Origin of the sequence: Sulfitobacter aestuarii (assembly GCF_042685005.1) — a bacterium.
GTDB lineage: Bacteria > Pseudomonadota > Alphaproteobacteria > Rhodobacterales > Rhodobacteraceae > Sulfitobacter > Sulfitobacter aestuarii.
Map to the genome: position 1 here is coordinate 242772 of NZ_JBHUMP010000002.1, position 24219 is coordinate 266990.

General features: G+C 65.0%; 27 protein-coding genes. 7 read left to right on the plus strand and 20 right to left on the minus strand.

Going from position 1 to position 24219, the window contains the following annotated elements; genetic code table 11:
- The first annotated feature begins 21 nt into the window (after positions 1 to 21).
- From ACFSUD_RS03460 to ACFSUD_RS03470, 3 genes are read left to right on the plus strand one after another with little or no spacing between them, the layout of a single operon-like run.
- Complete coding sequence (locus ACFSUD_RS03460; protein WP_386371499.1) at positions 22 to 1107, plus strand: ABC transporter ATP-binding protein; 1086 nt, start codon at positions 22 to 24, stop codon at positions 1105 to 1107.
- Between the two features lie 11 nt (positions 1108 to 1118).
- Positions 1119 to 1469, plus strand: coding sequence for a Lin0512 family protein (locus ACFSUD_RS03465; protein WP_386371501.1), 351 nt, complete (start codon positions 1119 to 1121; stop codon positions 1467 to 1469).
- Positions 1462 to 1833, plus strand: coding sequence for a Lin0512 family protein (locus tag ACFSUD_RS03470; RefSeq protein ID WP_386371503.1), 372 nt, complete (start codon positions 1462 to 1464; stop codon positions 1831 to 1833). Before ACFSUD_RS03465 ends, ACFSUD_RS03470 begins: the two co-directional genes overlap by 8 nt.
- Positions 1834 to 1862: 29 nt before the next feature.
- On the opposite strand, the gene ACFSUD_RS03475 is transcribed toward ACFSUD_RS03470, so the two are convergent.
- The gene (locus ACFSUD_RS03475; RefSeq protein WP_386371504.1) at positions 1863 to 2507 is read right to left on the minus strand and encodes a helix-turn-helix transcriptional regulator; all 645 of its coding nucleotides are present in this window, start codon (positions 2505 to 2507) and stop codon (positions 1863 to 1865) included.
- Between the two features lie 193 nt (positions 2508 to 2700).
- Between ACFSUD_RS03475 and ACFSUD_RS03480 the strand changes: the two genes are divergently transcribed.
- Genes ACFSUD_RS03480 through ACFSUD_RS03495 form a run of 4 tightly spaced genes read left to right on the plus strand, consistent with a single transcriptional unit; the run spans position 2701 to position 5370 of the window.
- Entirely contained in the window at positions 2701 to 2967 is a 267-nt protein-coding gene (locus tag ACFSUD_RS03480; protein ID WP_386371506.1) for a twin-arginine translocase TatA/TatE family subunit, read from the plus strand.
- A 5-nt stretch (positions 2968 to 2972) separates the two neighbouring features.
- Positions 2973 to 3662 carry a Sec-independent protein translocase protein TatB gene (gene tatB, locus ACFSUD_RS03485; RefSeq protein WP_386371508.1) on the plus strand — a complete coding sequence of 230 codons (690 nt, stop codon included), beginning with the start codon at positions 2973 to 2975 and terminating at the stop codon, positions 3660 to 3662.
- Positions 3659 to 4534 carry a twin-arginine translocase subunit TatC gene (tatC, locus tag ACFSUD_RS03490; protein WP_386371510.1) on the plus strand — a complete coding sequence of 292 codons (876 nt, stop codon included), beginning with the start codon at positions 3659 to 3661 and terminating at the stop codon, positions 4532 to 4534. The genes tatB and tatC overlap by 4 nt, the downstream gene beginning before the upstream one ends.
- Positions 4531 to 5370 (plus strand): ATP-binding protein, encoded by an 840-nt coding sequence (locus ACFSUD_RS03495; protein ID WP_386371512.1) that lies wholly within the window; start codon positions 4531 to 4533, stop codon positions 5368 to 5370. The genes tatC and ACFSUD_RS03495 overlap by 4 nt, the downstream gene beginning before the upstream one ends.
- Here ACFSUD_RS03495 and ACFSUD_RS03500 read toward each other — a convergent pair.
- The 19 genes from ACFSUD_RS03500 to pyrC all read right to left on the minus strand — a co-directional run bounded on the left by ACFSUD_RS03500 (position 5360) and on the right by pyrC (position 24177).
- Positions 5360 to 6394, minus strand: a complete 1035-nt coding sequence (locus tag ACFSUD_RS03500; RefSeq protein ID WP_386371514.1) for a Hint domain-containing protein — start codon at positions 6392 to 6394, stop codon at positions 5360 to 5362. The two genes, ACFSUD_RS03495 and ACFSUD_RS03500, sit on opposite strands and share 11 nt — an antisense overlap.
- 152 nt (positions 6395 to 6546) lie before the next feature.
- On the minus strand, positions 6547 to 7878 hold the full coding sequence (locus ACFSUD_RS03505) for a peptidoglycan DD-metalloendopeptidase family protein (protein WP_386371871.1): 1332 nt from the start codon (positions 7876 to 7878) through the stop codon (positions 6547 to 6549).
- A gap of 57 nt (positions 7879 to 7935) precedes the next feature.
- The gene (locus ACFSUD_RS03510; protein ID WP_386371516.1) at positions 7936 to 8610 is read right to left on the minus strand and encodes a protein-L-isoaspartate(D-aspartate) O-methyltransferase; all 675 of its coding nucleotides are present in this window, start codon (positions 8608 to 8610) and stop codon (positions 7936 to 7938) included.
- On the minus strand, positions 8607 to 9395 hold the full coding sequence (gene surE, locus ACFSUD_RS03515; RefSeq protein WP_386371518.1) for a 5'/3'-nucleotidase SurE: 789 nt from the start codon (positions 9393 to 9395) through the stop codon (positions 8607 to 8609). Before surE ends, ACFSUD_RS03510 begins: the two co-directional genes overlap by 4 nt.
- Before the next feature lie 73 nt (positions 9396 to 9468).
- The gene (locus ACFSUD_RS03520; RefSeq protein ID WP_386371520.1) at positions 9469 to 10119 is read right to left on the minus strand and encodes an SDR family NAD(P)-dependent oxidoreductase; all 651 of its coding nucleotides are present in this window, start codon (positions 10117 to 10119) and stop codon (positions 9469 to 9471) included.
- Positions 10120 to 10151: 32 nt separating this feature from the next.
- Positions 10152 to 11144: a mechanosensitive ion channel family protein gene (locus tag ACFSUD_RS03525; RefSeq protein WP_386371522.1), complete on the minus strand. Its 993-nt coding sequence runs from the start codon at positions 11142 to 11144 to the stop codon at positions 10152 to 10154.
- Between the two features lie 58 nt (positions 11145 to 11202).
- Entirely contained in the window at positions 11203 to 11469 is a 267-nt protein-coding gene (locus ACFSUD_RS03530) for a type II secretion system protein N (RefSeq protein ID WP_386371524.1), read from the minus strand.
- Between the two features lie 154 nt (positions 11470 to 11623).
- A complete protein-coding gene (locus tag ACFSUD_RS03535; protein WP_386371526.1) occupies positions 11624 to 11935 on the minus strand; it encodes a hypothetical protein in 312 nt (103 codons plus the stop codon).
- A 119-nt stretch (positions 11936 to 12054) separates the two neighbouring features.
- Positions 12055 to 13539 carry an amidophosphoribosyltransferase gene (gene purF, locus ACFSUD_RS03540; protein WP_386371873.1) on the minus strand — a complete coding sequence of 495 codons (1485 nt, stop codon included), beginning with the start codon at positions 13537 to 13539 and terminating at the stop codon, positions 12055 to 12057.
- A 136-nt stretch (positions 13540 to 13675) separates the two neighbouring features.
- A complete protein-coding gene (locus ACFSUD_RS03545) occupies positions 13676 to 14815 on the minus strand; it encodes a PAS domain-containing protein (RefSeq protein WP_386371528.1) in 1140 nt (379 codons plus the stop codon).
- Between the two features lie 69 nt (positions 14816 to 14884).
- Positions 14885 to 15439, minus strand: a complete 555-nt coding sequence (locus tag ACFSUD_RS03550) for a CvpA family protein (RefSeq protein WP_386371530.1) — start codon at positions 15437 to 15439, stop codon at positions 14885 to 14887.
- A 28-nt stretch (positions 15440 to 15467) separates the two neighbouring features.
- A complete protein-coding gene (radA, locus tag ACFSUD_RS03555; protein ID WP_386371532.1) occupies positions 15468 to 16835 on the minus strand; it encodes a DNA repair protein RadA in 1368 nt (455 codons plus the stop codon).
- A 116-nt stretch (positions 16836 to 16951) separates the two neighbouring features.
- Positions 16952 to 17746: a DNA repair protein gene (locus ACFSUD_RS03560; RefSeq protein WP_386371534.1), complete on the minus strand. Its 795-nt coding sequence runs from the start codon at positions 17744 to 17746 to the stop codon at positions 16952 to 16954.
- 213 nt (positions 17747 to 17959) lie between these two features.
- On the minus strand, positions 17960 to 18676 hold the full coding sequence (locus ACFSUD_RS03565; RefSeq protein WP_386371536.1) for an ABC transporter ATP-binding protein: 717 nt from the start codon (positions 18674 to 18676) through the stop codon (positions 17960 to 17962).
- Positions 18673 to 19461 carry an MlaE family ABC transporter permease gene (locus ACFSUD_RS03570; RefSeq protein WP_386371538.1) on the minus strand — a complete coding sequence of 263 codons (789 nt, stop codon included), beginning with the start codon at positions 19459 to 19461 and terminating at the stop codon, positions 18673 to 18675. The genes ACFSUD_RS03565 and ACFSUD_RS03570 overlap by 4 nt, the downstream gene beginning before the upstream one ends.
- Entirely contained in the window at positions 19458 to 20492 is a 1035-nt protein-coding gene (alr, locus tag ACFSUD_RS03575; RefSeq protein ID WP_386371540.1) for an alanine racemase, read from the minus strand. Before alr ends, ACFSUD_RS03570 begins: the two co-directional genes overlap by 4 nt.
- Before the next feature lie 260 nt (positions 20493 to 20752).
- Entirely contained in the window at positions 20753 to 22246 is a 1494-nt protein-coding gene (locus ACFSUD_RS03580) for a replicative DNA helicase (protein WP_386371542.1), read from the minus strand.
- Positions 22247 to 22396: 150 nt separating this feature from the next.
- A complete protein-coding gene (locus tag ACFSUD_RS03585) occupies positions 22397 to 23074 on the minus strand; it encodes an orotate phosphoribosyltransferase (protein ID WP_386371544.1) in 678 nt (225 codons plus the stop codon).
- Between the two features lie 68 nt (positions 23075 to 23142).
- Positions 23143 to 24177, minus strand: coding sequence for a dihydroorotase (gene pyrC / locus ACFSUD_RS03590; RefSeq protein ID WP_386371875.1), 1035 nt, complete (start codon positions 24175 to 24177; stop codon positions 23143 to 23145).
- Positions 24178 to 24219: the final 42 nt, after the last annotated feature.

Here is a 24219-nt window from a genome sequence, read left to right on the forward strand (position 1 = left end):
TTATCGGATACATCCCGCCTCATGACAGATTCCGCCCCCAGGCTCGAAATCAAGGATCTCAGGCGCAGCTACGGTGGCCGTGCGGTGGTCGATGGCGTGTCCCTGCAGATCCAGCCGGGGCAGGTGACCTGCCTGCTCGGCCCTTCGGGCTGCGGAAAATCCACGACGTTGCGGATGATCGCCGGGGTCGAGATGCAGGACAGCGGCACCATCCATGTCGATGGCAAGCTGATCTGCGACACGGTGCTGCGGGTGCCGCCCGAGCGGCGCGAGATCGGGCTGATGTTTCAGGATTTCGCCCTGTTCCCGCATCTCAGCGTCGCCGACAATGTCGGTTTCGGGCTGAAGAACGGCAGCAAGGCCGAGCGCCGCGCGCGGATCGAGGAATTGCTCGAACGGGTGGATCTCAAGCGCTTCATCGACGGCTATCCGCACCAGCTTTCGGGCGGCGAGCAGCAGCGCGTGGCACTGGCCCGCGCGCTGGCGCCGCGGCCGCGGATCATGCTGATGGACGAGCCTTTTTCGGGGCTCGACAACCGGCTGCGCGACGGGATTCGCGACGAGACGCTGAGCATTCTCAAGGAAGAGGATACCGCGGTGCTGCTGGTCACCCATGAGCCCGACGAGGCGATGCGCATGGCTGACGAGATCGCGCTGATGCGCGAGGGAAAGATCGTCCAGCAGGGCGCGCCCTACAATGTCTATACCAGGCCCCACGACCGCGCCTCGGTCGCATTCTTCAGCGATGCCAATGTCTTGCGCGCCACTGTGACCGGCGCTCTGGCCCAGACCCCGTTCGGACGGTTCCTCGCGCCCGGTGTGCCGGATGGCACGCTCGTCGATATCGTGTTCCGTCCGCAACATGTGCGGATCGATTTCGACCGCGCGGGCAAGGGGCCGGCGCCGACCGCGAGCGATGGCACGGCGGCGCGCGGCGTGGTGGCGCGGGCGCGGTTCATGGGCAACGAGAGCCTGGTGGAATTCGTCATGGATCATGACGGCAGCGTGCTGAAGGCGACGGTGCCCAATGTCTTCCTGCCCCAGCCCGGCGCGGTGATGTGGTTGACGATCCGCCGCGACCGGTGCTTTGTTTTTCCGGTGCATTGAGGGAGACATAAATGCAGACGTTGCTGGTAGAATTCGGCATGGGGTCATCGCTGCGGCGGGCCGACTATACCGAGGCCGCGAAACGCGCGGTGCAGGATGCACTGTGGCACAATTCGATCAACCTCGCCGAGCTCTTCGGGTTCGGGAAGAGTGACATGCGGATCCGGCTCGATGTCGGCGTGCAGAGGCCCGAGGAGGTCGATCCAGAAGTACTCAAGGCGTTGTTTCCCTACGGCAATGTCGACGTCAACGTGACGCGGGGCGGGCTCGATGTGGGGCGTCCCGAGGGGCAGGGCAAGCCGACCGTGATGGCCAATGTCGCGCTGTCGGTCGGATTTGACATGGAGCGGGCCGATGGCTGAGCAGGCGGGCGATCAACGGCTGATCATCGAGATGGGCATGGGCAATGACCTGCATGGCATGGATTACACCAAGGCCGCCGAACGCGCCATCGAGGACGCGCTGCGCCATTCCTCGCTGCCGCTCTTCGCGGTGACCGGCATGGCGCACGACCAGATGCGGGTCAGCGTGACGGTAGCGGTGCAGGAACCCGACAAGGTCGATGTCGATGCGCTGGTATCGCGGCTTCCGCGTGGCCGGGCCGAGGTCCGTGCCGTGTTCGGCGGGCTCAACGTGCGCACCAATGGCGAGCCGATCGTCATCGCCCAGGCCAGTGTCGAGGCCTTCCTTCCGCCACAGCAGGGTTGGTCCCTGCGCCGGGGCTGAATCGCTTCGCGGACAGGGCGAACCGCCGTTCAGACGAATAGTTCCGGCAGCGGCTCGGCGGTCTCGATTAGGTCGAGCCGCAGGCGCAGCATGGTTTCGCCGGTCTCCGAATAGCCGCTGAGCAGCCAGGTTCTCGCCTGATGCTCGAGCCTGTGCGGATGCAGCACATGGCTCTCGACCGCGCCGCTCTGCGCCGTATGGACGATCCGCAACTTCTGCCGGGCCCGGATCGCGGCGCGCAGCACCGGCAGATGCGCCAGGCCGCGTCCCGGATCGGCGAAGGGATGCGCGATGCGCTGCCAGGCGTCGTCGTCGGGAAGGGTGCGTTCGGGCAGGGCGGCGTCGATCTTGTCTGTGAGGCTCGCGGCGGCGGCCTGCATCTCCGGATCGGGGATCTGCAGCACGATGGCCAATGCGAGCTGCAGCGCCTCCACCTCGTCTTCCTGAAGCGTCAGGGGAGGCAGGGTCAGCGCCGGGGCCAGACGATAGCCGAGGCCGCGCGTGCCGCTGACCGGCACACCGGCGCGCTGCAACCTGTCGATATCGCGATAGAGCGTGCGCAGCGAGACGCCATGGCGCGCGGCAAGATCGCTGGCGCGGTGGATCTCATGATCGCCGAGACTGTCAAGCAGGGCAAAGAGGCGGTCGGAGCGGCGCATGGCCGCTTGTGCCATGACAGATCGGCGCGCGCAAGCTCCTGCCAAAAAGCTGTCAGTTTAACGATCCCCCCTGTCAGAAATGCCTTCGGGAGGCCCGCACAGACCCAACAAGCGCCGCTTTGGCCTTTCGCCCCATTGCCTGCTGCGCTTAGAACGGGGTCGAAGACGCGCGGGCTTCGCGCGCAAGGACATGATCGGGAGAGAACACATGTTGAACAATATTGGCCTGCCGGGTCTGCTGCTGATCGCGGTGGTGGTGCTGGTTCTTTTCGGACGCGGCAAGATCTCGTCGCTGATGGGTGAGGTCGGCAAGGGCATCACGAGCTTCAAGAAGGGCATCAGCGAAGGCGAGCGCGATCTCGACGAGACCCAGACCCGGAACATCGGCGAAGTGCATGACGCCGACCTGCCGGAGCATACCGACATCGGCACGCATCCGAAGACCAACCTGAAGACCGACAAGGATCAGGTGTAACCCCTATGTTCGATATGGGCTGGACCGAGCTTTTGGTCATCGGCATCGTCGCGTTGATCGTGGTGGGGCCGAAGGATCTGCCCGTGCTGTTTCGCCGGGTCGGGCAATTCGTCGGCAAGGCGAAGGGCATGGCACGCGAATTCTCACAGGCGATGAACGACGCCGCCGATGAGAGCGGCATGCGGGAGATGTCCTCGAGCCTCAACAAGTCGCTGAAATCCGCGACCAACCCGCTTGGCAGCGCCATGGACGGGGTAAAATCGGCGGCGAAATCGCTGACAGATATCGACCCGGAGAGCGAGACAAGCAAGCTTGCCGCCGCAAGGGCCGAGGACACCAAGAAGATCCAAGCCGCGACCGCGCGCAAGGCCGCCGAGCGCAAGCAGCGCGAGGCAAGCGAGGCGCTGGCGAAGGCCGAAGAGGCCGAGGCGGCGCTGACGCCTGCAGCGGCGGCAACGACACCTGCCACTGACACGCCTGCGACTGCGACTGCGAAAAAAACCGCTCCGGCGACGAGTGCAAAAGCGGCAAGGCCTGCTGCCAAAGCTGCCGCGCCCAAGCCCGCATCTGCGAAAAAAGCCGCTGCGCCGAAGGTCACTGCGGGTAAGACAGCAAGCAAGACTGCCGCTGCGCCAACGCCCAAACCCAGCAAACCGGCTGCGAAAAAACCGGTCGCGAAGAAGAGTGAGACATGAGCGCCTCTGACGATATCGACGACAGCGCCGCGCCGCTGATCGAGCATCTGGCCGAGCTGCGCACGCGGCTCATCCATTCGGTGATCGCCTTCATCATCGGCATGGTGATCTGTTTCACGGTGTGGAACCCGATCTTCAACTTCCTCACCCATCCGCTCTGCCAGGCCATGGCCGAACGCGGCCAAGAGGATTGCGGGCTGATCCTGATCAAGCTGCAGGAAGGTTTCTTCGTGGCGATCTCGATCTCGCTGCTCGGCGGCCTGGTGCTCGGCTTTCCCTATATCAGCTACCAGCTCTGGCGCTTCGTGGCGCCGGGCCTTTACAAGAACGAGAAGGGCGCCTTCCTGCCCTTCCTGATCTCCTCGCCGGTGATGTTCTTCCTCGGCGCGGCCTTCGCCTTTTACGTCGTCACGCCGCTGGCCTTCGACTTCTTCCTCGGTTTCCAGCAGGCCGGGACGCTGGTCGGCGAGGGCGAGCTCGACGGTGGCGGTATCGCCGCCATCGCCTTCCAGGGCTCGGCGCAGGAATATCTCAGCCTGACGATCAAGTTCATCGTCGCCTTCGGCCTGTGTTTCCAGCTTCCGGTGCTCCTGACGCTGATGGGCAAGGCCGGGCTGGTCAGTTCCGAAGGGCTCGGCAACGTGCGAAAATATGCCGTGGTGGCGATCCTGGTGCTCGCCGCTCTGGTCACGCCGCCGGATGTGATCACCCAGGTGATCCTCTTCGTCGTGGTCTACGGGCTCTATGAGATCTCGATCTTCCTGGTCCGCCGGGTCGAGACCAAGCGCGACGAGAAACTGCGCGCCGAAGGCTATTTCGACGACGAGGACGAAGCTCTGCTGGCCGAGTTCGAGGATGACGCGCCGAAATGAGTGAAGTTGCCTTGAACCGCATTGCCGCGGCGCTGGAGCGGATGTCTCCGGCGCCGCTGGCGGCTCCGGATTTCGACGCCGCGAGCGCCTTTGTCTGGCACACCGAGCCGGACCGGCTCTCGCCCGTGGCAGAGGTCAGCCGGGTCGATCTCGATCTTCTGGTCGGCATCGATCGGGCGCGCGATACGCTGCTTGCCAACACCCGGCAATTCGCCGCCGGGCTGGGTGCCAACAACGCCTTGCTCTGGGGCGCACGGGGGATGGGTAAATCTAGCCTCGTCAAGGCGATACATGCGCATGTTCAGACCAGCCATCCGGCGCTGCGCATCGTCGAATTGCAGCGCGAGGATCTGCCATCGGTCGGTCGCCTGCTGGGATTGCTGCGCAATGCCCAGCAGCGGTTCATCCTGTTCTGCGACGATCTGAGTTTCGGTCACGACGACGCCCATTACAAATCGCTGAAAGCGGTGCTCGACGGCGGGATCGAGGGACGGCCGGAGAATGTCGTGCTCTATGCCACGTCGAACCGTCGCCACCTGATGCCGCGTGACATGATCGAGAACGAACGCGGCTCGGCGATCAACCCGTCAGAGGCGGTGGAGGAGAAGGTTTCGCTTTCCGATCGTTTCGGACTCTGGCTCGGGTTCCACCCCTGCGATCAGGCGCAGTATCTGGCGATGATCCGCGGCTATTGCGACGCGCATGGGGTCGAGATCGACGAGGCGACGTTGCAGGCCGAGGCGATCGAATGGCAGGCAACACGCGGGGCGCGATCAGGCCGGGTCGCCTGGCAATATTTCGTCGATCTGGCGGGCCGTCACGGCGTCACGCTCTAGCATTGCCGAGACTTTTCGCCTCATAGCCGCGCAGGCAGGGCGCGGCGCGCGGCCCATAGGCGGCCAGATCGGGAAACAGCGTCTCGATCTCGCGACGCGCGGCCGGGTTCACGTTCTGGCGGGTCATGTCACCGGGATAGAGGCTCTCGCTCCATTGTCCTTCCGAGCGCAGCAGGTGATGCGCGTCAAGCAGCAGGTGGTGATAGCTTACACGCCCGCCGACGCGGCGATAGACCCCGTCATGGCCGATCAGATCGACGGCGCGGATCAGCACCTCCTCCTGCGCGAAGAACAACTCGGCCCGCCAGTCATCGAGCAGGATCGCGTGCTGGGGCGAGACCACGAGATCGGCGTGATTGCCGAGCACGCCCTTGCGGATCACGATCGGGGCGAGATCCCCCTGCGCCGCGACGATGGTGTGCGCCGCCCAGACCACCGGTTGCAGCCCGCCGTCACGGGTCAGCACCAGATCGCCCTGCGCGATGGTCTCGACCGGGCGGGGGCCATCGGCGCAATCGATCATCGTCCCGGCCGCGAAACAGACCACCCGGGCCCCGAGCTCGCGATGCGGGGTCATGCTGTCGTTCTCCACCACGCCGCTCACACGCAGGTTGGTATCGGCGGGCGGCATGCCGTCGGGAAAGACCAGGTAATAGCCATTCTCCTGCCCGGCCTCGATGATGTCGTCGTTGTCGAGATCGACATCGATCACCGCGACGCGCCAGGTCTCAGATCCGTCGGTGACGGTGAAGGTGTAATCCCAGATCGCCTGCCGGTCGATGCCGTCGATCTCGATGGTCTGTTCGCCCGAGCCGCCGATCTGCCGGTCCGCGTCGATCCGCTCGTTCTGCGGGTCGCCGTTGAACTGCGTCGCGCCCGGCGCCACTTCGCGCACGGAGAAACTGGTCGTTCCGCCGCTGTAGCGCCAGGTGCCCGTGGGCTCATAGCGGTAATCCACGCGGGCGCCGTTGAGGCTGCTCTGATGGCCGAAGATGGTGTTGGTATAACCGTAAAAGATGGGCACGGGCGGTCCAATCGCTGGGTTGCGTCTGGTACCGTGCTAGCGGGAAAACCCGGCAGTTCTGCGGCAGGTCGGCGCGAAATGTGGCCGCATCGGGGAAATTTCAGGAATTTGGCGGGCCGCTGTCCAACTGCGCGCGGCCCGACGCAAGGGATCTATTGCAGATAGGGCGCCGGATCGACGCTGTCGAAACCCTTGCGCACTTCGAAATGCACGTAGGAATCGTCACCGTCGCGCAGCTTCGCGATCTGCTGGCCCCGGCGGACGGGATCGCCCTTCTTGACCGCCACGCCGGTGACATTGGCATAGACGGTCAGCAGGTTGTCGTCATGGCGAATCACCACGATCGGCACGCCTTCGGCGCTGTTGGTGATCGCGGCGACAGTGCCGTTGTCGGCGGCCTGCACCGGGGCACCGGCCCCGGCCTTGATGTTGATGCCCTCGTTCTTGCCCTTGGCATAGCCACGGATGATGGCGCCCTGCACCGGCGCGGCGAGCTTGCCGGAGCTCACCGGCTCGGTCGTCGGACCGATGTCGGCGACCGGTTTCTTCGGGGTGCTGGCGGCGGGCAGGGGGCGGGCCGTGTCGTCCTTGGGCAGCGGCTTGGCCGCGGACGGCGGGGTCGGGGTCGGGCTGCCGACGCCGGGCATGGTGGTGGCCTCGGGCAATGTCGGCGCGGGGGCAGGGGCCGGTGCCGGGGTCGGCGTGCTGGCCGCGACCTCCCTCGGGACAGGCTGCGTGCTCGGCGCCGGAGTGGCGCTGGCGGCGGGGTTTCGCCGCGGCGGGCTCTGCTCGGGCACCGGGATCAGCAGGAACTGCCCTTCGCGGATCGAGAAGTCCGAGCCGAGGCCGTTCCATTCCGCCAGGGCCGTCACGGGCACGTCATAGAGCCGCGCCACGGTATAGGCGGTCTCGCCGCGCTCGACCCGGTGGCGCACCGGCTCCTTGCCGCTCTGCGCGCTCGGCGCAGGCGCCGGGGCGGCGCGCGGCGTCGCATTGGCGGCGGGCAGGGCGCTGGTCTGCACCCCCGGCGTCGCCGGGGAACGGTCGATGGCATTGCCCGCAAGGCTCGAGATATCGACCGGCTGGATCGGTCCGGTGGAAGCGGCTCCGGTCGCCGGAGAGGGCTCCGACACCCGGCGGGGCAGGGCGACGATCTCGCCCTTGCGCAGCCGTGCATCGGCATCGATGCCGTTGTAGCGTGCCAGCTCGCCGGTATTGGCGCCGATCCGCCCCGCGACATCGGCCAGCGTGTCGCCGCGCCGCGCCACCGCGACCTGGTAATTCGGATAGGAGATCACCCCGCGGTCGTCCGGTTCCGGTCGCTCGGCCAGCGCGGCGGTGGCGGCGGGCGCGGTGCTGAAGCCGCCGCCAATGCCGCGCAGGTCGAAATCGAGCGGCTGGCGGTCGCATGCCGCGAGCCCCAGCGCCGCGCAGCCCGCCAGCAGGGTCAGCCGCGTGCCGCGGAGCGATTTGGAATGGTGCATCTGCATGTCCTCGTCTTTTTCCCCGTGTGCTCCGGGGTTCGTGCCATCATAGCGCATCTAGCTGTCCTTGCCCAACCCTTCGAGCAGGGGCACGAAGCGCACCGCGCGCATCTCGTCGTATTCCAGACCGTCCTCGGTCTTGCGCACCCGGATCAGCCGCTGCACCGCGTCCGACTGGCCCACCGGCAGCACCATGATGCCGCCGACCTTGAGCTGGGTCAGCAGCGGGCCCGGCGGATCCTCCGCCGCGGCGGTGACGATGATCCGGTCGAAGGGGGCCTGTTCCGCCAGACCGAAGGAGCCGTCGCCGGTGATCGCGGTGATGTTGGACAGATTCATCGCCTCGAAGATCTCGCGCGCCTCCTGGACGAGTCGGCGGTGGCGGTCGATCGTGTAGACCCGGCGCACCAGCTTGCTGAGGATCGCGGCCTGATAGCCCGAGCCGGTGCCGATCTCGAGCACCTTGTCGCGCGGGCTGAGCTGCAGCGCCTGGGTCATCAGCCCGACGACCGAAGGCTGCGAGATGGTCTGGCCGCAGGCGATGGGCAGGGGCATGTCGTCATAGGCGCGCGCCGCGAAGAGCCCCTTGATGAACGGGCCGCGGTCGATCGCCTCCATGGCGCCGAGCACCCGGGCATCGGTCACGCCACGCGAGCGCAGGGCGTAGAGAAACTGCATCTTGCGTTCTGCGTCGCCTCCGACTTCGCCGCCCATTCCGTCGTCTTCGTTCATCTGGCAATGTCCTGGAGGCTTTCCAGCGCCGCATGGTCGGTGAGATCGGCGCGCATCGGGGTCACCGAAATATAGCCCTGCAGATTGACCTCCGCGTCGGTGCCCGGCGCGCAGCGGACCTGCTGGTCGCCGCCGCGGATCCACAGGAAACGCCGTCCCGAGGGTGACAGATGCGGCTCGGTGGAAAAGCCGGTGCCCGGGCGCATGCCCTGTGCGGCAAGCCGGATGCCCCTGACGTCACCGCCCGGGACCGGCGGGAAATTGACGTTGTAGAACAGCCGGTAGCCCTGTTCCTGACGCGGGCTGGCCGCGAGGATGCGGCGCACCACATCGACCCCATGTTCGGCGGCCGCCTCGAAGGGATCGTCGAGATCGCGGTTGGCGGCGCCGAAATATTGCGACAGGGCGATGGCCGGGATGCCCTGCAAGGCAGCTTCCATGGCACCGCCGATCGTGCCGGAATAAAGCGTGTTCTCCGCCGAATTGTTGCCCCGGTTGACGCCGGAGAGCACCAGGTCGGGGGGCGCGGCGGTCATCGCGTCATGGATCGCCGCAAGCACGCAATCGGCCGGGGAGCCCTCCGCGGCAAAGACTCGCTCGCCGAGTTGGTTGATCATCATCGGATGCGTATAGCTGATGCAATGGCCGACGCCGGATTGCTCGAATGCCGGAGCGACGGTCCAGACCTCGCCGCCGTTTTCCGCGGCCAGTGTCTCGGCGATGCGGCGCAGGACGCTCAGACCCGGCGCGTTGATGCCATCGTCATTGGTGATCAGAATGCGCATGGAAATCCCTTTTTGCCTTGATAGGCGAGCGACGCGCGCGCGGCAAGGACGGGAGCCTCCGGCGGAGGTATTTTTAGCCAGAAGAAAGCCCGAGCGCGGAGAGCACATTTTCCGCCTCGGTTGCCGGGTCGCTGAGGCTGGACCTGTCCTCGCCCGGGAAGAAACGGGCGCGGGTGGCGGTGGGCATCGGAGCGGGGCGCAGGATATGGACCTTGGGGCCGAGACTGGCGGTTTCCTCCTGCCAGGAGCGGGCCAGCGCGATCTGCGCCGCTTTGCTGGCGCCGTAGCTGGCGAAGAACTTTGCACCGGCGCGCGGGTCGTCGAAGAATACCGCCTCGCCCGTGGTGCCAAGCAGCGGCGCGACATAGGTGATCAGCGTCGCTGTGGCGGTAATGTTGCAATCGATGGATTTCTTCATGTCCTTGGCATCGACATGATCGGCCGGGGTGAGAGGCGCGGCATGGATCGCGCAATGCAGCCAAAGATCGAGCCTGCCCCAACGGTCATGAATGCCCCGGCAGAGCGTTGCCATGGCCAGGGCCGTGGTGACGTCCATCGGCGCGAGCGTGGCACTGCCGCCCTTCGCCTTGATCCGGTCATCGAGCTCTTCGAGCGCGCCGGTGGTGCGGGCCACGGCGATGATGTGATGCGAAGGCGCGAGCGCCTCGGCCAGGGCGGCGCCGAGGCCGCGGGAGGCGCCGGTGATCAGAGCTGTCTTTGTCATGCACCGGGATTTGCACCGGCAGCGCTACCGGGTCAAGCCTCTGCCGACCTTTCGGTTTTCGCGCGGGCCGATGCATCGCGCTTTTCCAGCGCATCTGCAATGCGCCGGGGCGCCGGGTCGTCACCGCTGGCAGGCCAACCCTCGCGCTGCTTCGCGCGATCGCCGTCATGTTCGTCGGTCTGGTCATGGAAGAGCTGCACCTGGGTCGGATAGGGCATGTCGATCCCGGCGTCGTCGAGGGCCTTGTAGACCGCCTGCAGCACCTCGCCGCGGGTATGGATCATCGACGCCTGATCCGACGCCGTCCACCAGCGCAGCCGGACCACATTGGCGAAATCGCCCAGTTCCACCGGGATGGTTTCGGGGGCGGGGTCATCGAGCACGTTCTTCACGCCGCGGCAGGCCTCCACCATGATGCGGCGGGAGTCGTCCCAATCGTCGTTGCAGCCGACGCCGATGTCATATTCCGAGCGCCGTTTCTTGAAGGCGGTGTTGACCACGACGCTGTCGGTATAGATGTCGGCATTGGGGATCACGACGCGGCGTCCGTCATAGGTCTTGATCAGGGTGGCGCGGGTCTCGATCCGTTCGACCGTGCCTTCGTGGCCGGAGGAGACGACGATCTGATCGCCGACCGCGAAGGGCTGTCGCAGCAGGATCAGGATACCGGCGAGCATGTTCTGCAGGATGTCCTTGAAGGCGAAGCCGATGGCCACGGAACTGACCCCGAGACCGGCGATCAGATCCCCCGGGGTAAGACTGGGCGCAACGATGGTGATGGCCAGCATCAATCCAATGATGGTGATCGCCCAGCGACAGAGCGAGCCGCCGACATCGCCGAGCGAGGGCCGGTCGTGGCGTCGGGCGGCGCGGCGGATGAGAAGGGCGATGCCCTTGCCGAGCAGCCAGAAGATCAGCAGGACGACCAGCGCTACGGCGATATTGGGGAGCAGTCTGAAGAGACCGTCCAACCACGAATCGAGCTTGTCGAATATCAATCCGGGGTTGGCTTCGACCTCTTCCATGCGACGTTCTCCTGCAGCAATGCCTCCGGATGAACGCGCCGCACCGGGCCGGGGTTCCTCAGCTCCTGGGCAGTTTCAGCACCTCGTTGCGGCCCCGGCGCGACAATACCAGCGTATCGTCCGCAATCGCCGCCACCACGGCGCCGCCGATTCTGTCGCCAAGGCTGACGCGGGAAATGCGTCCGCTGCGGGTGCGGATCAGCGCGCCGGGGGCGGATGTGCTGCCGAAGATGCCGATAAGCGTGACGCTGCCGAGCGGCGCCTTGCTGGTCGCCAGCCTGGCGATATTGGCGGGTGTCGGGCCGGGTCTGTCCTGCGAACTCATACGCTAGCCTCCAGGGCGGCGATGCGCCGCCGGTATCATCTGCTTGGGGTGATGCAGCGGAGCTAGCAAGCCGAGACGACGCGCAAAAGGGGGCGACGCGGGATCGGCCGAAGCCTGCCGGAGGCTCGGCGGGATATGGCCGGTCGCTCCCGGCTCAGAGGCGTCGCTCCAGATGATAGCCAAGGACCATTGCCGCCAGATGGGTGATCGCGGCTTCGGGCAGGGGAAGCCTGAGGTCGAGACCGATCTCGCGCCGCTTGTCGTTGTCCGGTATCTCGGGATGCAAGCCGCGCATCCTTTCGGCAAGGTCGGTCCTGCAATCGATCAGTAGCGCCAGCCGGGCGCCGCGGGCGTGGCGCCAATGGATGCGCAACGTGCTGCCGAAGCGCGGGGGATGCGGGCGCCAGGCCGGTTGTCCCCGTTTGAGCGATTCATCCAGAGGACCGATTTCGGCCTCGCGGGCCACGATGTGAAACAGCCTGCGACAGCATGGCACGGCATGGCGCGGCGGGATATCAGGACGCGATCAGTTCGGCGACAGGGGCGGGCAGATCCTCCATGTAAAGGATCATGCCATGGTTGGGATCATTCCGCTGCCGAATTCATTTCGAAACCCTGCTCGATCTGGTCCGACGGGGTGACCGGATAATCGCCGGAGAAGCAGGCGTCGCAATATTGCGGACATTTGGCATTGCGCCCCTCTGCCTCGCCCACGGCGCGGTAGAGCCCGTCGAGCGAGATGAATTTCAGGCTGTCGACCTGCAGATGCGCGCGCATTTCCTCTTCGGACATGGTGGCGGCCAGCAGCTTTTCGCGCTGCGGCGTGTCCACACCGTAAAAACAGGGCCAGGCGGTCGGCGGGCTGGCGATGCGGAAATGTACCTCCGCGGCCCCGGCATCGAGGATCATTTCCTTGATCTTGCGCGAGGTGGTGCCGCGCACGACGCTGTCATCGACGAGGATCACCCGTTTGCCCCTGATCAGGGCGCGGTTGACGTTGAGCTTCAGACGCACGCCCATGTTGCGGATCTGCTCGGTGGGTTCGATGAAGGTGCGGCCCATGTATTGATTGCGGATGATCCCGAGCGCATAGGGGATGCCGGATTCCAGCGAATAGCCGATCGCCGCCGGTGTGCCGCTGTCGGGCACGGGGCAGACCAGGTCTGCATCAACCGGGCTTTCTTTGGCCAGTTCGCGGCCGATCGCCTCGCGGGTTTCATAGACGCTGCGGCCGCCGAGGATCGAATCGGGGCGGCTGAAATAGACATGTTCGAAGATGCAGAAGCGGGGTTTGGCACGACGGAACGGGAAATTCGACTGCACGCCCTCTGCGGTGATCACAACCATCTCCCCAGGCTCGATCTCCCGGACGAATTCGGCGCCGATGATGTCGAGCGCGCAGGTTTCCGAGGACAGTACCCAGCCATCGCCGATCCGGCCCAGCACCAGCGGTCGCACGCCGAGCGGGTCGCGCACGCCCATCAGTTTGGTGCGGGTCATCGCCACCACCGAAAAGGCGCCCTCGACGCGGCGCAGCGCGTCTTCCATCCGTTCGGGGATGTTGCGTTGCAGCGAGCGCGCCATGAGGTGGATGATACATTCGCTGTCCGAGGAGCTCTGGAAGATCGAGCCATGTTCGATCAGCTCGCGGCGCAGGGCGTTGGCATTGGTGATATTGCCGTTGTGGGCGATCGCGGCGCCGCCCATGGCGAATTCGCCGAAGAAGGGCTGCACGTCGCGGATCGCGGTCGGCCCCCTGTCACCGGCGGTGGAATAGCGCACATGGCCGATCGAGATCTCGCCGGGCAGGGTTTCCATGACCGATTGCGAGGTGAAATTATCACGCACATAGCCGAAACGCCGTTCCGACTGGAAGCCGACCTGCGGATCATAGGTGACGATGCCGCCGGCCTCCTGTCCGCGATGTTGCAGCGCATGAAGGCCAAGCGCGACGAAAGACGCGGCATCGGCCACGCCGATGACGCCGAAGACGCCGCATTCCTCTTTGAGCTTATCCTCATCCGCGGCGTCGCGCAGATAGGACGTATCGAAAGGATGGGCGGGGGGCATGATTTTGGCCAACGGTGCAGCTCCGAATCCGGCTTGGGGTCAGCGCCTATGTAGGTGCTCTCCGCCTCCCTGTCACCCCGCTGTTCTGCCCCACCGTAACTTGCGGCCTGAGCAGGTGCTTTCGAGCCGCCGTTGATCATCCCCGCAACTCGGCCAGGAGACCGGACAAAGCGACGATCTGCTGCTCCGCAGGCATCGCGGCGGCGGTCGGGGTCGCGAGCGCCGCCTGGTCGGTGACGATCACCCCCGGCAGGGTGAAGCTGATTGTGCCGCCGCCGCCCTCCGGCAGCGTGATCTCAACCTGACCGCCGCGGGCATTGATGAGACGTCGCACGCCAAACAGCGCGCAGCCGTTGCCGGGTTGGCGGGCGCGCTGGTCCAGGAAGCTCGGACTCAGGTTGGGAAAGGCGGAATCGGTGCTGATCAGCGTGAAGTCGAGCATGCCGATAGCGCGTTGCTTGACCAATATGTCGATCTTCAGCCGGTCGTCGCCGCCCTGTTCCATGGCGTTGTCGAGAAAACTGCGCAGCACGATCTGCAGGGCGGTGCGGTCGGCCGCGATCCTGCTCGCGCCATAGGTCACCACATGACGGGTCTGTGGATCGAGCACGTCGCAGATGTCGCGGCACAGGGAAGGGAAGCTGAACTGTTCGATCCTGGCCTCAGGTACGGCGGCGCGGGCATGGGCCAGCACATCGGTGATCAGCGACATGGATTTGCCGGTCATCTGTTCCAGCGTGTCGATCAGCTGCAGCTTGCCATCGCCGTGATCGACGAAATTTTCGCGCAGCAGATTGGCGAGCATGGCGACATTGCGCATCGGTGTGCGCAGGTCACGCGCCGCGATGGAGACGAACTGCTCGATCTCCGCGGAGAGTGTGCCGAGGGATACCTGCGCCTCGCGCGCGCGCTGCTCTTCGGTGGTATCGCGCGCGCAGCCGTAAAGCTGTACCACCGCGCCGCTGTCATCCTTGATCGGCGTCAGCGTTGTCTGGAAACTGCGCTGCCTGCCGGCGATCAGCAGATCCTGCGGGTAATCGACGGGCTGACCGCTCTGCGCGACCTGGCATTGTCGATCAAAGACGGTACGGCCATGCGCCGACTGATAGATCTCAAGCGCGGTGCGGCCGAGGTATTCCGACAACGGCCGCCCGCTCAGGCCGCGCGCGAAACTGTTATAGGCGATATAGACCGGCCGCTCCGGTTGCCGCACGTCGAGTACGAAGATCGGGCTGGCGATGTGATCGAGCTGCGAAAAATCTGTCTCTTGCTGCATCCGAAGGCCTCTTTCAGCCTTCGAAGCTAGCTACGAGATCTTAACGAAGACCTAACGACCGAAGACGTTTCAGGCGCCGCATTCGCCCACGAGCGCTTCGTAGCGGGTGGTGATCCAGCCGAGCGCCTGTTCGGGGTCCCTTTCCTCGATCTGACCGGTGAACTGGGTGAACACCGCCGCCGAGCGGCTTTCGTCGACCATGGCGAAGCTTTGCCCGGTGATCACCGTGTCATAGACGAAGAAGGCGATTGCCACCAACAGGATACCGCGCGCCACGCCGAAGACGAAGCCGAGCGCCTGATCTGCCCCGCCAAGCACGGAGCGCTGGACCAGCGAGGAGAACAGCGGCGTGAACAGTGACACCACGATCAGCGCGACAGCGAAGACGATGGCGAAGGCGCCGATGATCGACAATTCGCAGGAATCTGCGAGGAATTCGCCCACCACCGGGATTTCGGTCACCAGCGGTTCGACGCTCGGGGCGAATAGAAAGGCGAGGATCGCGGCGACGATCCAGCCGACAATCGCCATGAACTCGCGCACCAGCCCGCGCCCGTAGGCCAGCAGGGCGGAGAGCACGATGACCAATGCCACCACACCATCGATAATGGTAAAACCTTCCATGTCTGCCCGTGCCTTCCGTTGGGGGCGTTCAACCTGCCCCGAAAATTTCACCTACAAACCCGGTCAGGTCGCTCATCGTGTTGAGCGTCAGACCCGTGGCACCCACGGCCTTCCCGCCTGCGGGCGCAATGGCGCTGGTAAAACCAAGTTTCTGCGCTTCTTTCAACCTGTTTTCCGTCTGGGTGGCGGGGCGCAGCGCACCCGAAAGGCTGATCTCGCCGAAAACCACCGTCTCGGCAGGCAGCGCGGCATCCTCGCGCGCCGACAGGATTGCAGCTGCCACGGCCAGATCGGCCGCCGGTTCGTTGATTTTCAGGCCGCCGGCCACGTTGAGATAGACGTCGAGCCCGGCAAAGGGGATGCCGCAGCGCGCCTCGAGCACCGCGAGGATCATCGCCAGCCGCCCGCTGTCCCAGCCGACCACGGTGCGTAGGGCCTGGGAATGCGGCGAAGGCGCAACCAGCGCCTGCAATTCAACCAGTACCGGGCGTGTGCCCTCGATCCCGGCAAAGACGACCGAGCCCGGCGAGGGCTGGCCCCGTTCGCTGAGGAAGAGGGCGGAGGGGTTGGTGACCTCGGCCAGCCCGGCGCCGGTCATCTCGAAGACGCCGATCTCGTCCGCCGGGCCGAAGCGGTTCTTCACGCTGCGCAGGATGCGGAACTGATGGCCGCGCTCGCCTTCGAAATAAAGCACCGTATCGACCATGTGCTCGACGACCCGGGGTCCGGCGATCTGTCCTTCCTTGGTTACGTGACCGACGAGGATCACCGAGACGCCGCGGCGCTTGGCAAAGCTGGTCAGCTCATGAGCGGCAGCGCGGACCTGGCTCACCGACCCGGGCGCGCTTTCGACATTGTCGGCCCACATGGTCTGGATCGAATCGATGATCGCCAGCTGCGGACGCTCCGCTTCCAGCGTCGTCAGGATATCGCGCAGGTTGGTCTCCGCCGCGAGCCGTACCGGCGCATCCGAAAGGCCGAGCCGCTGGGCGCGCATCCGCACCTGTGCGCTAGCCTCCTCGCCGCTGACGTAGATCGTGCTGACCCCGGCACGGGCGAATTGTGCCGCCGCCTGCAGTAGCAGGGTCGATTTCCCGATGCCCGGATCGCCGCCGACGAGGATCGCCGAGGCAGGGACCAGCCCGCCGCCGAGCACCCGGTCAAGTTCGCCGATGCCTGAATGTTCGCGGGGTGGCGGTGCTTCCTGCGTGGACAGATCGCTCAGCGTCACGGACGCCCCCCGCCGTGCGCCAAGCGACTTGCTCGGTGGTCCGGCGGAAATGCCCTTGTCCTGCTGGATTGTGTTCCATTCGCCACAGCCGTCACAGCGGCCGGACCACTTGTTGAAGGAACTGCCGCAGGCAGTGCAGGAGAATGTCGGGTTGTTTCTTGCCATGCGGCTTTCTGGCCGAGCCGCACGGCAGCGTCAAAGGGAAAGCGCCGTGCCCGGCGCTATCCACTGCGCACTGCGGGGAAACGTCGGGTCACGGCGCCGGACCGGGGAGCATCAGGTCACTCGGCGGCCTTGGGCGGCATGCCGATGATGATATTGTCGCGGTTGTCACGCGACGCGGCCGGTTCGGGATCGGTCTTCACCACGCTTTCGCGTCCAAGCTCCGGCATGATCTCGCGCATCTCCTCCCGCAGTCGTGCCAGCTGCGCCGCTGCAACGCTTTCCTCCAGCTCGACCTCGTGCAACCATTGCTTCATCTCGGTCGCAACGGCCTTGGCATGGTCGAGCCGTTCGTTAAAGGTTTCGACCTCCTCCTGACGCTGTTGCAGGAAACTGCGGGCGCGGACGATCCGCTCTTCGGAATAGACCTCCGCCAGTTCCTTGGAGATGTGGCTCATCTGCGCAGCGATCTCCAGCACCGCCGGTTCGAGATTGCTCAGGTCCGGGTGATCCCGCAGATAGGCGAGCCGTTCGCGCACTGAATCGAATTCCGAAGAGAGCTGGAACAGGCCTTTGCGATCCACCGCATGGGCGGTGGCATAGGCGCGGGCCACGTCCTGCATTCCGATGGAAAATTTGCGGTGAGAGTTTTCAAGCTGCAGCACCCGGTTCGTCGACGGCAGGAAGAAACACTGCGACAGCGCCAGGAGGGTCAGTGCGATTTGCGCATACATGCCCGCGTTCTCGATCGTCTCACCCCGATATTGCAGGGGCAGACTGATCCAGGACCATTGACCTATGGCGGCCATGAAAGTGGCCAGACAAAGCGCGATAGCGGCAGAGACACAGACCAGCATTGCAAGGCGCTGCATGACATGCTGAACGAGATAGGTAACGGAACGGAACTGACTCACTGGAATAACCCCCGTGGAAATGTTGCCATAGGCAAGTTTATGCCGATTAACGAAATTTACTAAGGGAAAGTTCCATGGACCTGCGCAGTTCACGAATAAGCAGTGATTCGGCGCGGAGAGGGCAGGGATTGTTTCAGCAAAGTGATGCGCGTTGACCCTTGCCACAACCTGAGCGGGGGCTAGAGCCGCAGGGTGAGTCGTGCGGCCGCGGGTTCAGCTTTGCTGACCGGTGATGAACCGGGTCAATTGCGGATCGCTGGCGCGGTCCATGGCGGCGACATCGCCCTGCCAGTGAATGACCCCGTCCTGCAGCAATGCCACCTCATCGGCGATGGTACGGACCGAAGTCATGTCATGGGTGATGGTCAGCGCCATCGCGCCCGTCTCGCTGACGATATCGCGTATGAGCCGGTTGATGACCCCCGCCATCACCGGATCGAGCCCCGTCGTGGGTTCGTCGAAGAACAGGATCTCGGGGTCGGCGGCGATGGCGCGCGCCAGCCCGGCGCGTTTCTGCATGCCGCCCGACAATTCAGCGGGCAGGCGGTCGGCCACGTCTTCGGACAGGCCGACACGGTCGAGTTTGCGGATGGCGATTGCGTGGGCCTCGGCACGCGGCATCCGGCGCAGCAGGCGAAAGGCGACGTTCTGCCAGACCGGCAGGCTGTCAAACAGCGCCGCAGCCTGAAACAGCATCCCGAACCGGTCGAGAAACATTCTGCGCTGCCCCCCGGCCAGAAGTTCCCCGTCGAAGGTGATCCGCCCGCGATCAGGGCGCACCAGCCCGAGGATCGATTTCATCAGCACCGACTTGCCGCTGCCCGACGCGCCGATCACCACCAGTGAGCGGCCCCGCCGCAGCTCCAGATCGACGCCACGCAGCACGTCGTTGCCGTCAAAGCGCTTATGGACATGCTCAAGCCGGATCATAGCGCGAAGAGCGCGCCGGTGAGCAGGAAATTCGCTGCGAGGATCAGCACCGCCGCCGCCTCAACCGCGCCCTTGGTCGCGCGCCCCACGCCACGCGCTCCGCGTCTTGCATGGATGCCGAAGTAACAGCCCATCAAGGCGGCGATGAAGCCGAAGGCCGCTCCCTTTATCAGCGAGGACGCGATGTCGAGCGGTTCGAGGAATTCGATCGTGTTGCGCAGATAGGCCGCCGGGTTGAAGCCGAGCGTGCCGGTCGCCATCGCGTAGCCGCCCATGATCCCGATGACATCGCCCACCGCCACCAGCAGCGGCACCACCAGCACCCCGGCCAGCAGACGCGGCGTGACGAGATACTTGATCGGATCGGTGGACAGGGTGATCAGCGCGTCGATCTGTTCGCTGACTTTCATCGTGGCAATCTCCGCCGCGATGGCCGCCGTCACCCGCGCGGCGATCATCAACCCGACCAGCACCGGGCCGAGCTCGCGCACCATGCCGATAGCGACGATCTGCGGCACCACCGCCTCGGCGTTGAACCGCGCGCCCCCGGCGTAGATCTGCATGACCAATGCCCCGCCGGTGAACAGAGCCGTCAGCCCCACCACCGGCAGTGACAGCCAGCCGATCTGCAGCAGCGCATTGCCGAACTGCGCGCCGCAAAACGGCGGGCGCAGCAGATGCGACAGCCCGCTCAGCGCAAAGAGCACCACCCGGCCGATCACCGCCAGCGCCCCGAGCGGCAGCCGCCCGACAGCCGCGAGCCCGGCCAGAGCCGTCTGGCTCATGACTGATATTGCCGGTCGTATCTGGCACCGAGCGCGGTCAGCACCTCATAGCCGATGGTTCCGGCGAAACCGGCCAATGTGTCGATCGACTGGTGCTGTCCGAGCAGTTGCAACGAGGTCGGGGTCTCGGGCAGGCTGCTGATATCGACGGTGATGAGATCCATGGAGACGCGGCCGACCACCGGCACTGGGCGGCCTTCATGGGTGAAACGTGCCTTCGGCGCCATCGCCCGCATCAGCCCGTCGGCATAACCTGCCGCCACGGTGGCAACACGGGTCAGCCGTTCGGCCTGCCAGTCGTTGCCATAGCCGACACTCTCCCCCGGGGCCACGTCGCGGGTCTGGATCACCGGCACGTCAAGCGTCACCACCGGCACCGCATCGATGAAGGGCAATCCGCCATAGAGCCCGACGCCGGGCCGGGTCAGGTCGAAATGATATTTTCGTCCAAGCAACAGCCCGCCGGTCGCGGCGAGCGAGCGCGGGGCGTCGATCCCCTGGGTCATTTCCTCGAACACCTTGAGCTGCATCTCGTTCATGGGATGCTGCGGCTCGTCAGCGCAGGCAAGATGCGACATTACCAGGGTTGGTTGCTGGGCCAGCGCGATATCGCGCAGTGCCGCCCATTCGTTCGGCTCCATGCCGAGCCGGTTCATGCCGCTGTCAAGCTGGATTCCGAAAGGATGGCCCGGCAGCGCCTCCACATGGGTCAGCAACTGATCGAGCGAATTGATCATCGGCGTCAGGTTGCCCGCGCGGATCATCTCCGCATCACCGGGCATGTGGCCCGAAAAGACGCTGATCACCGGACCGGGACCGAGCGCGCGGCGCAGTTCCATGCCCTCCTCGGCCAGGGCCACGAAGAAATGCCGTGCTCCGGCCCCGGCCAGTGTCTTGGCCACCGGGGCGACGCCGAGCCCATAGGCATCGGCCTTCACCACGGCAGCGGTTTCTACATCGCTCTGCCCGTCGAGGGCGCGCCAATTGGCGGCGATGGCGGAGAGATCGATCTTGAGGGTGGCATTGCTCATGACAGCGGTTTTGACAGGATGTGCGTGAAGGTCAAGCACCGAGCGGCGCGACACTGGTGAGGAAGCGGCGACCGGCGGGGTTCTGCGCCCGCTTCAGGTTGCCTTCAGGCTGCGCGCAAGGGTTGCGAAGGGCCGGAACACTGCGCTGAACGGTAGCTGCCCCAGCGGAAACATGCACATGAGCTTCTGCCGCTAAGCTGAGCGCACGCCTGAAGAACCGGCGTCGCCGGGTGTTTTTCCACAGTTTTATCCACTGCTGCTCAGAATTCTTGATCGTTACCTTGTTGCCAGGGCTTGGCAAGGTTGCCAAAGCGGGTGAACCGCCCCTCGAAGCTGAGATCCACGGTGCCGATCGGACCGTGACGCTGCTTGCCGATCACCACCTCGGCGCGGCCGTGCAGACGTTCCATCTCTTCCTGCCAGATCGCCATCTTGTCGAGCTCGTGATCGCCCGGCTTCTCGCGTTCCTTGTAATATTCCTCGCGGAACACGAACATCACCACGTCGGCATCCTGTTCGATCGAACCGGATTCGCGCAGGTCGCTCAGCTGCGGTCGCTTGTCCTCGCGGTTTTCCACCTGCCGGGAGAGCTGCGACAGCGCGATCACCGGAATGTCGAGCTCCTTGGCGATCGCCTTGAGACCCATGGTGATCTCGGAAATCTCGTTGACCCGATTCTCGGATTTGCCGGTGCCACGCACCAGCTGCAGATAATCGATGATCAGCACATCCAGCCCATGCGTCCGTTTCAACCGTCGCGCCCGCGCGGCGAGCTGGCTGATCGGCAGGGCCGGGGTATCGTCGATGAACAGCGGACAGGCCTCCAGCGCCTTGGCGGCATCGACGAAGCGACGGAATTCCGCCTCGGTCATGTCCCCCGACCGGATCTGCTGGCTCGGGATCTCAGCGGCTTCCGACAGGATCCGTGCGGCGAGCTGCTCGGCCGACATTTCGAGCGAGTAGAACCCGACGACCCCGCCATCGACCGCGCCTTCGGTGCCGTCATGCAACTGACCGCGCTTGTAGGCCTTGGCGACGTTGAAGGCGATGTTGGTGGCCAAGGAGGTCTTGCCCATCGAGGGGCGCCCGGCAAGGATCAGCAGGTCGGATTTGTGCAGCCCGCCAAGCTTCTTGTCCATGTCGATGAGCCCGGTCGAGACACCCGACAGGCCGCCGTCGCGCTGATAGGCGGCATTGGCGACATTGACCGCATCGGTCACCGCCTTGAGGAAAGACTGGAATCCGCTTTCGACCTGACCCTGTTCGGCGAGCTTGTAGAGCTGCTGTTCCGCCTCGACGATCTGCTCGCGCGGCTCGGAGGAGACATCGACCTGCGCCGCCTTGGCGGAAATGTCACGGCCAAGCTGGATCAGGTCGCGGCGCACCGCCAGATCATAGATCATCTGCGCGTAGTCGCGCACCGCGAAAGCGCTGATCGCGGCGCCGGCGAGACGGGCGAGATAGGCAGGACCGCCAAGCTCCTTGAGCCCCTCGTCATCCTCCATGAACGCCTTCAGCGTCACCGGCGAGGCGAGGTTGTTCTTGGCAATGCGGGTGCTGGCGATCTCGAAGATCCGGGCATGTACCGGATCATAGAAATGCTTGGCCGAAATGATCGAGGCGACCCGGTCGTAAATGTCGTTGTTGGTCAGGATTGCACCGAGGAGCTGTTGCTCCGCCTCGATCGAATGCGGCATCGTCTCCGGAGCCTGCACGGCGATCTGGTTCGCGTTCAGCGAAGTAATCTCGTTCATTGTCTCACCCAAGTCTGCCCGGTGCCGTCATAGACAGCACGATTCCTCGGCGCAAATTGTATGTTTTTGTGGATATCCGGTGGATACCTTGCGCCCACCATATCTTGCCTCAACCGGCAGGCTCGCGTCAATATCTCGCTGGCTTACCGCTCAGGATTGACGTTTTTCCTGCCATTCCCGCGGCGCGTTGAGGAAGGATTCGACCTCCGCCAGCGTCTGCGCATCGAAGACACCCTGCTCCTTGGCTTCTGCCAGCACATCCCACCAGGTGCAGAGCGCGTGCAGGGAGACGCCGTGATCACCCAGCGTCCTCTCGGTCTGCGGGAAGATGCCGTAGTAGAAGATCACCGCGGTATGTGCGCAGCTCGCCCCGGTCTCGCGGATCGCATCGACGAAGCTCAGCTTGGAACCGCCATCGGTGGTCAGATCCTCGACCAGCAGCACCCGCTCGCCCTCGCGCATCTCGCCCTCGATCCGCGCATTGCGGCCATAGCCCTTGGGCTTCTTGCGCACATAGCTCATCGGCAGCGCCATGCGCTCGGCCACCATCGCGGCAAACGGGATGCCCGCGGTCTCGCCCCCGGCAATATTGTCGAACGCCTCGAACCCCGCGTTGCGCATTACCGTGACGGTGAGGAAATCCATCAGGGTCGCCCGGATGCGCGGATAGGAGATCAGCTTGCGGCAATCGATATAGGTCGGCGAGGGCAGGCCGGACGCCAGGGTGAAAGGCTCCTCGGCGTTGAAATGCACGGCCTTGATCTCCAGCAGCATCCGCGCGGTCAGACGGGCCATTTCTTCGGGCGAGGGATAGCTGGTGGGAATCATCGTTGCGTCCTTTGCATGCAATGTGCCGGGACATCGCGACGCCCCGGGCGGAAGTCCTCGTCGGCCTGTCAGGCGACCGACCAGTTGAGCGGCATCATCGGGTCGAAGACCGTCACAGGCCCCTCCGCCGTCTCGATCTGCTCAGGGTAGCGTGCCGGGCTCCGGGTCAGCGTCAGCGTCGCCTCATTGGGTGCCATGTCGTAAAAGGCCGGTCCATGCAGCGAGGCGAAGCCTTCGAGCCGGTCGAGCGCATTTTCCTGCTCGAATACCTCCGCGAGGATCGACATGGTGTTGGGCGCGGTGAAACAACCCGCGCAGCCACAGGGCAGCAGCTTGTTGGCATCGGTATGGGGCGCGCTGTCGGTGCCGAGGAAGAACCGCGCATCACCTGACGTGGCGGCGGCGCGCAGCGCCAGCCGGTGCTGCTCGCGCTTGGCCACCGGCAGGCAGTAATAATGCGGCTTGATGCCCCCGACGAGAATGTGGTTTCGGTTGATCACCAGGTGATGCGTGGTGATCGTGGCACCGAGCCCGGTTTCGACACTGCGCACGTAATCGGCGGCATCCTTGGTGGTGATATGCTCCATTACCACGCGCAGCCCCGGATGGCGGCGGCGGATCGGATCGAGAACTTTTTCGATGAACACGGCCTCGCGATCGAAGATATCGACCGCCGGGTCGGTCACCTCGCCATGGGTGCAGAGCGGCAGACCAATCTCGGCCATCTTCTCCAGCACCGGCGCAACCCTGTCGAAATCGGTGACCCCGGAAGCGGAATTCGTCGTCGCTCCGGCGGGGTAGAGCTTCACCGCCGAGATCAGGCCCTGCGCGTGCGCGGCGGCGACATCCTCGGGATCGGTATCCTCGGTCAGATAGAGCGTCATCAGCGGGGTAAAATCGGCCCCTTCGGGCAGCGCCGCCACGATCCGGGCGCGATAGGCAGCGGCATCGGCGCCGGTCACAACCGGCGGCACCAGGTTCGGCATGATGATCGCGCGGGCGAAATGCGCTGCGCTATGGGGCAGCACTGCCGCCAGCATTTCACCATCGCGCAGATGCAGATGCCAGTCGTCGGGACGGCGGATGGTAAGGCTCTGGCACATCGGATCGCTCTTGGACATTGTCATGCGCGCGCAGCTAGCATG

Coding starts and splice junctions, on each gene's coding strand:
- ACFSUD_RS03460 (WP_386371499.1), top strand. CDS start 22: ATGACAGATTCCGCCCCCAGGCTCGAAATCAAGGATCTCAGGCGCAGC.
- ACFSUD_RS03465 (WP_386371501.1), top strand. CDS start 1,119: ATGCAGACGTTGCTGGTAGAATTCGGCATGGGGTCATCGCTGCGGCGG.
- ACFSUD_RS03470 (WP_386371503.1), top strand. CDS start 1,462: ATGGCTGAGCAGGCGGGCGATCAACGGCTGATCATCGAGATGGGCATG.
- ACFSUD_RS03475 (WP_386371504.1), bottom strand. CDS start 2,507: ATGGCACAAGCGGCCATGCGCCGCTCCGACCGCCTCTTTGCCCTGCTT.
- ACFSUD_RS03480 (WP_386371506.1), top strand. CDS start 2,701: ATGTTGAACAATATTGGCCTGCCGGGTCTGCTGCTGATCGCGGTGGTG.
- tatB (WP_386371508.1), top strand. CDS start 2,973: ATGTTCGATATGGGCTGGACCGAGCTTTTGGTCATCGGCATCGTCGCG.
- tatC (WP_386371510.1), top strand. CDS start 3,659: ATGAGCGCCTCTGACGATATCGACGACAGCGCCGCGCCGCTGATCGAG.
- ACFSUD_RS03495 (WP_386371512.1), top strand. CDS start 4,531: ATGAGTGAAGTTGCCTTGAACCGCATTGCCGCGGCGCTGGAGCGGATG.
- ACFSUD_RS03505 (WP_386371871.1), bottom strand. CDS start 7,878: ATGCACCATTCCAAATCGCTCCGCGGCACGCGGCTGACCCTGCTGGCG.
- ACFSUD_RS03510 (WP_386371516.1), bottom strand. CDS start 8,610: ATGAACGAAGACGACGGAATGGGCGGCGAAGTCGGAGGCGACGCAGAA.
- surE (WP_386371518.1), bottom strand. CDS start 9,395: ATGCGCATTCTGATCACCAATGACGATGGCATCAACGCGCCGGGTCTG.
- ACFSUD_RS03520 (WP_386371520.1), bottom strand. CDS start 10,119: ATGACAAAGACAGCTCTGATCACCGGCGCCTCCCGCGGCCTCGGCGCC.
- ACFSUD_RS03525 (WP_386371522.1), bottom strand. CDS start 11,144: ATGGAAGAGGTCGAAGCCAACCCCGGATTGATATTCGACAAGCTCGAT.
- ACFSUD_RS03530 (WP_386371524.1), bottom strand. CDS start 11,469: ATGAGTTCGCAGGACAGACCCGGCCCGACACCCGCCAATATCGCCAGG.
- purF (WP_386371873.1), bottom strand. CDS start 13,539: ATGCCCCCCGCCCATCCTTTCGATACGTCCTATCTGCGCGACGCCGCG.
- ACFSUD_RS03545 (WP_386371528.1), bottom strand. CDS start 14,815: ATGCAGCAAGAGACAGATTTTTCGCAGCTCGATCACATCGCCAGCCCG.
- ACFSUD_RS03550 (WP_386371530.1), bottom strand. CDS start 15,439: ATGGAAGGTTTTACCATTATCGATGGTGTGGTGGCATTGGTCATCGTG.
- radA (WP_386371532.1), bottom strand. CDS start 16,835: ATGGCAAGAAACAACCCGACATTCTCCTGCACTGCCTGCGGCAGTTCC.
- ACFSUD_RS03565 (WP_386371536.1), bottom strand. CDS start 18,676: ATGATCCGGCTTGAGCATGTCCATAAGCGCTTTGACGGCAACGACGTG.
- ACFSUD_RS03570 (WP_386371538.1), bottom strand. CDS start 19,461: ATGAGCCAGACGGCTCTGGCCGGGCTCGCGGCTGTCGGGCGGCTGCCG.
- alr (WP_386371540.1), bottom strand. CDS start 20,492: ATGAGCAATGCCACCCTCAAGATCGATCTCTCCGCCATCGCCGCCAAT.
- ACFSUD_RS03580 (WP_386371542.1), bottom strand. CDS start 22,246: ATGAACGAGATTACTTCGCTGAACGCGAACCAGATCGCCGTGCAGGCT.
- ACFSUD_RS03585 (WP_386371544.1), bottom strand. CDS start 23,074: ATGATTCCCACCAGCTATCCCTCGCCCGAAGAAATGGCCCGTCTGACC.
- pyrC (WP_386371875.1), bottom strand. CDS start 24,177: ATGTGCCAGAGCCTTACCATCCGCCGTCCCGACGACTGGCATCTGCAT.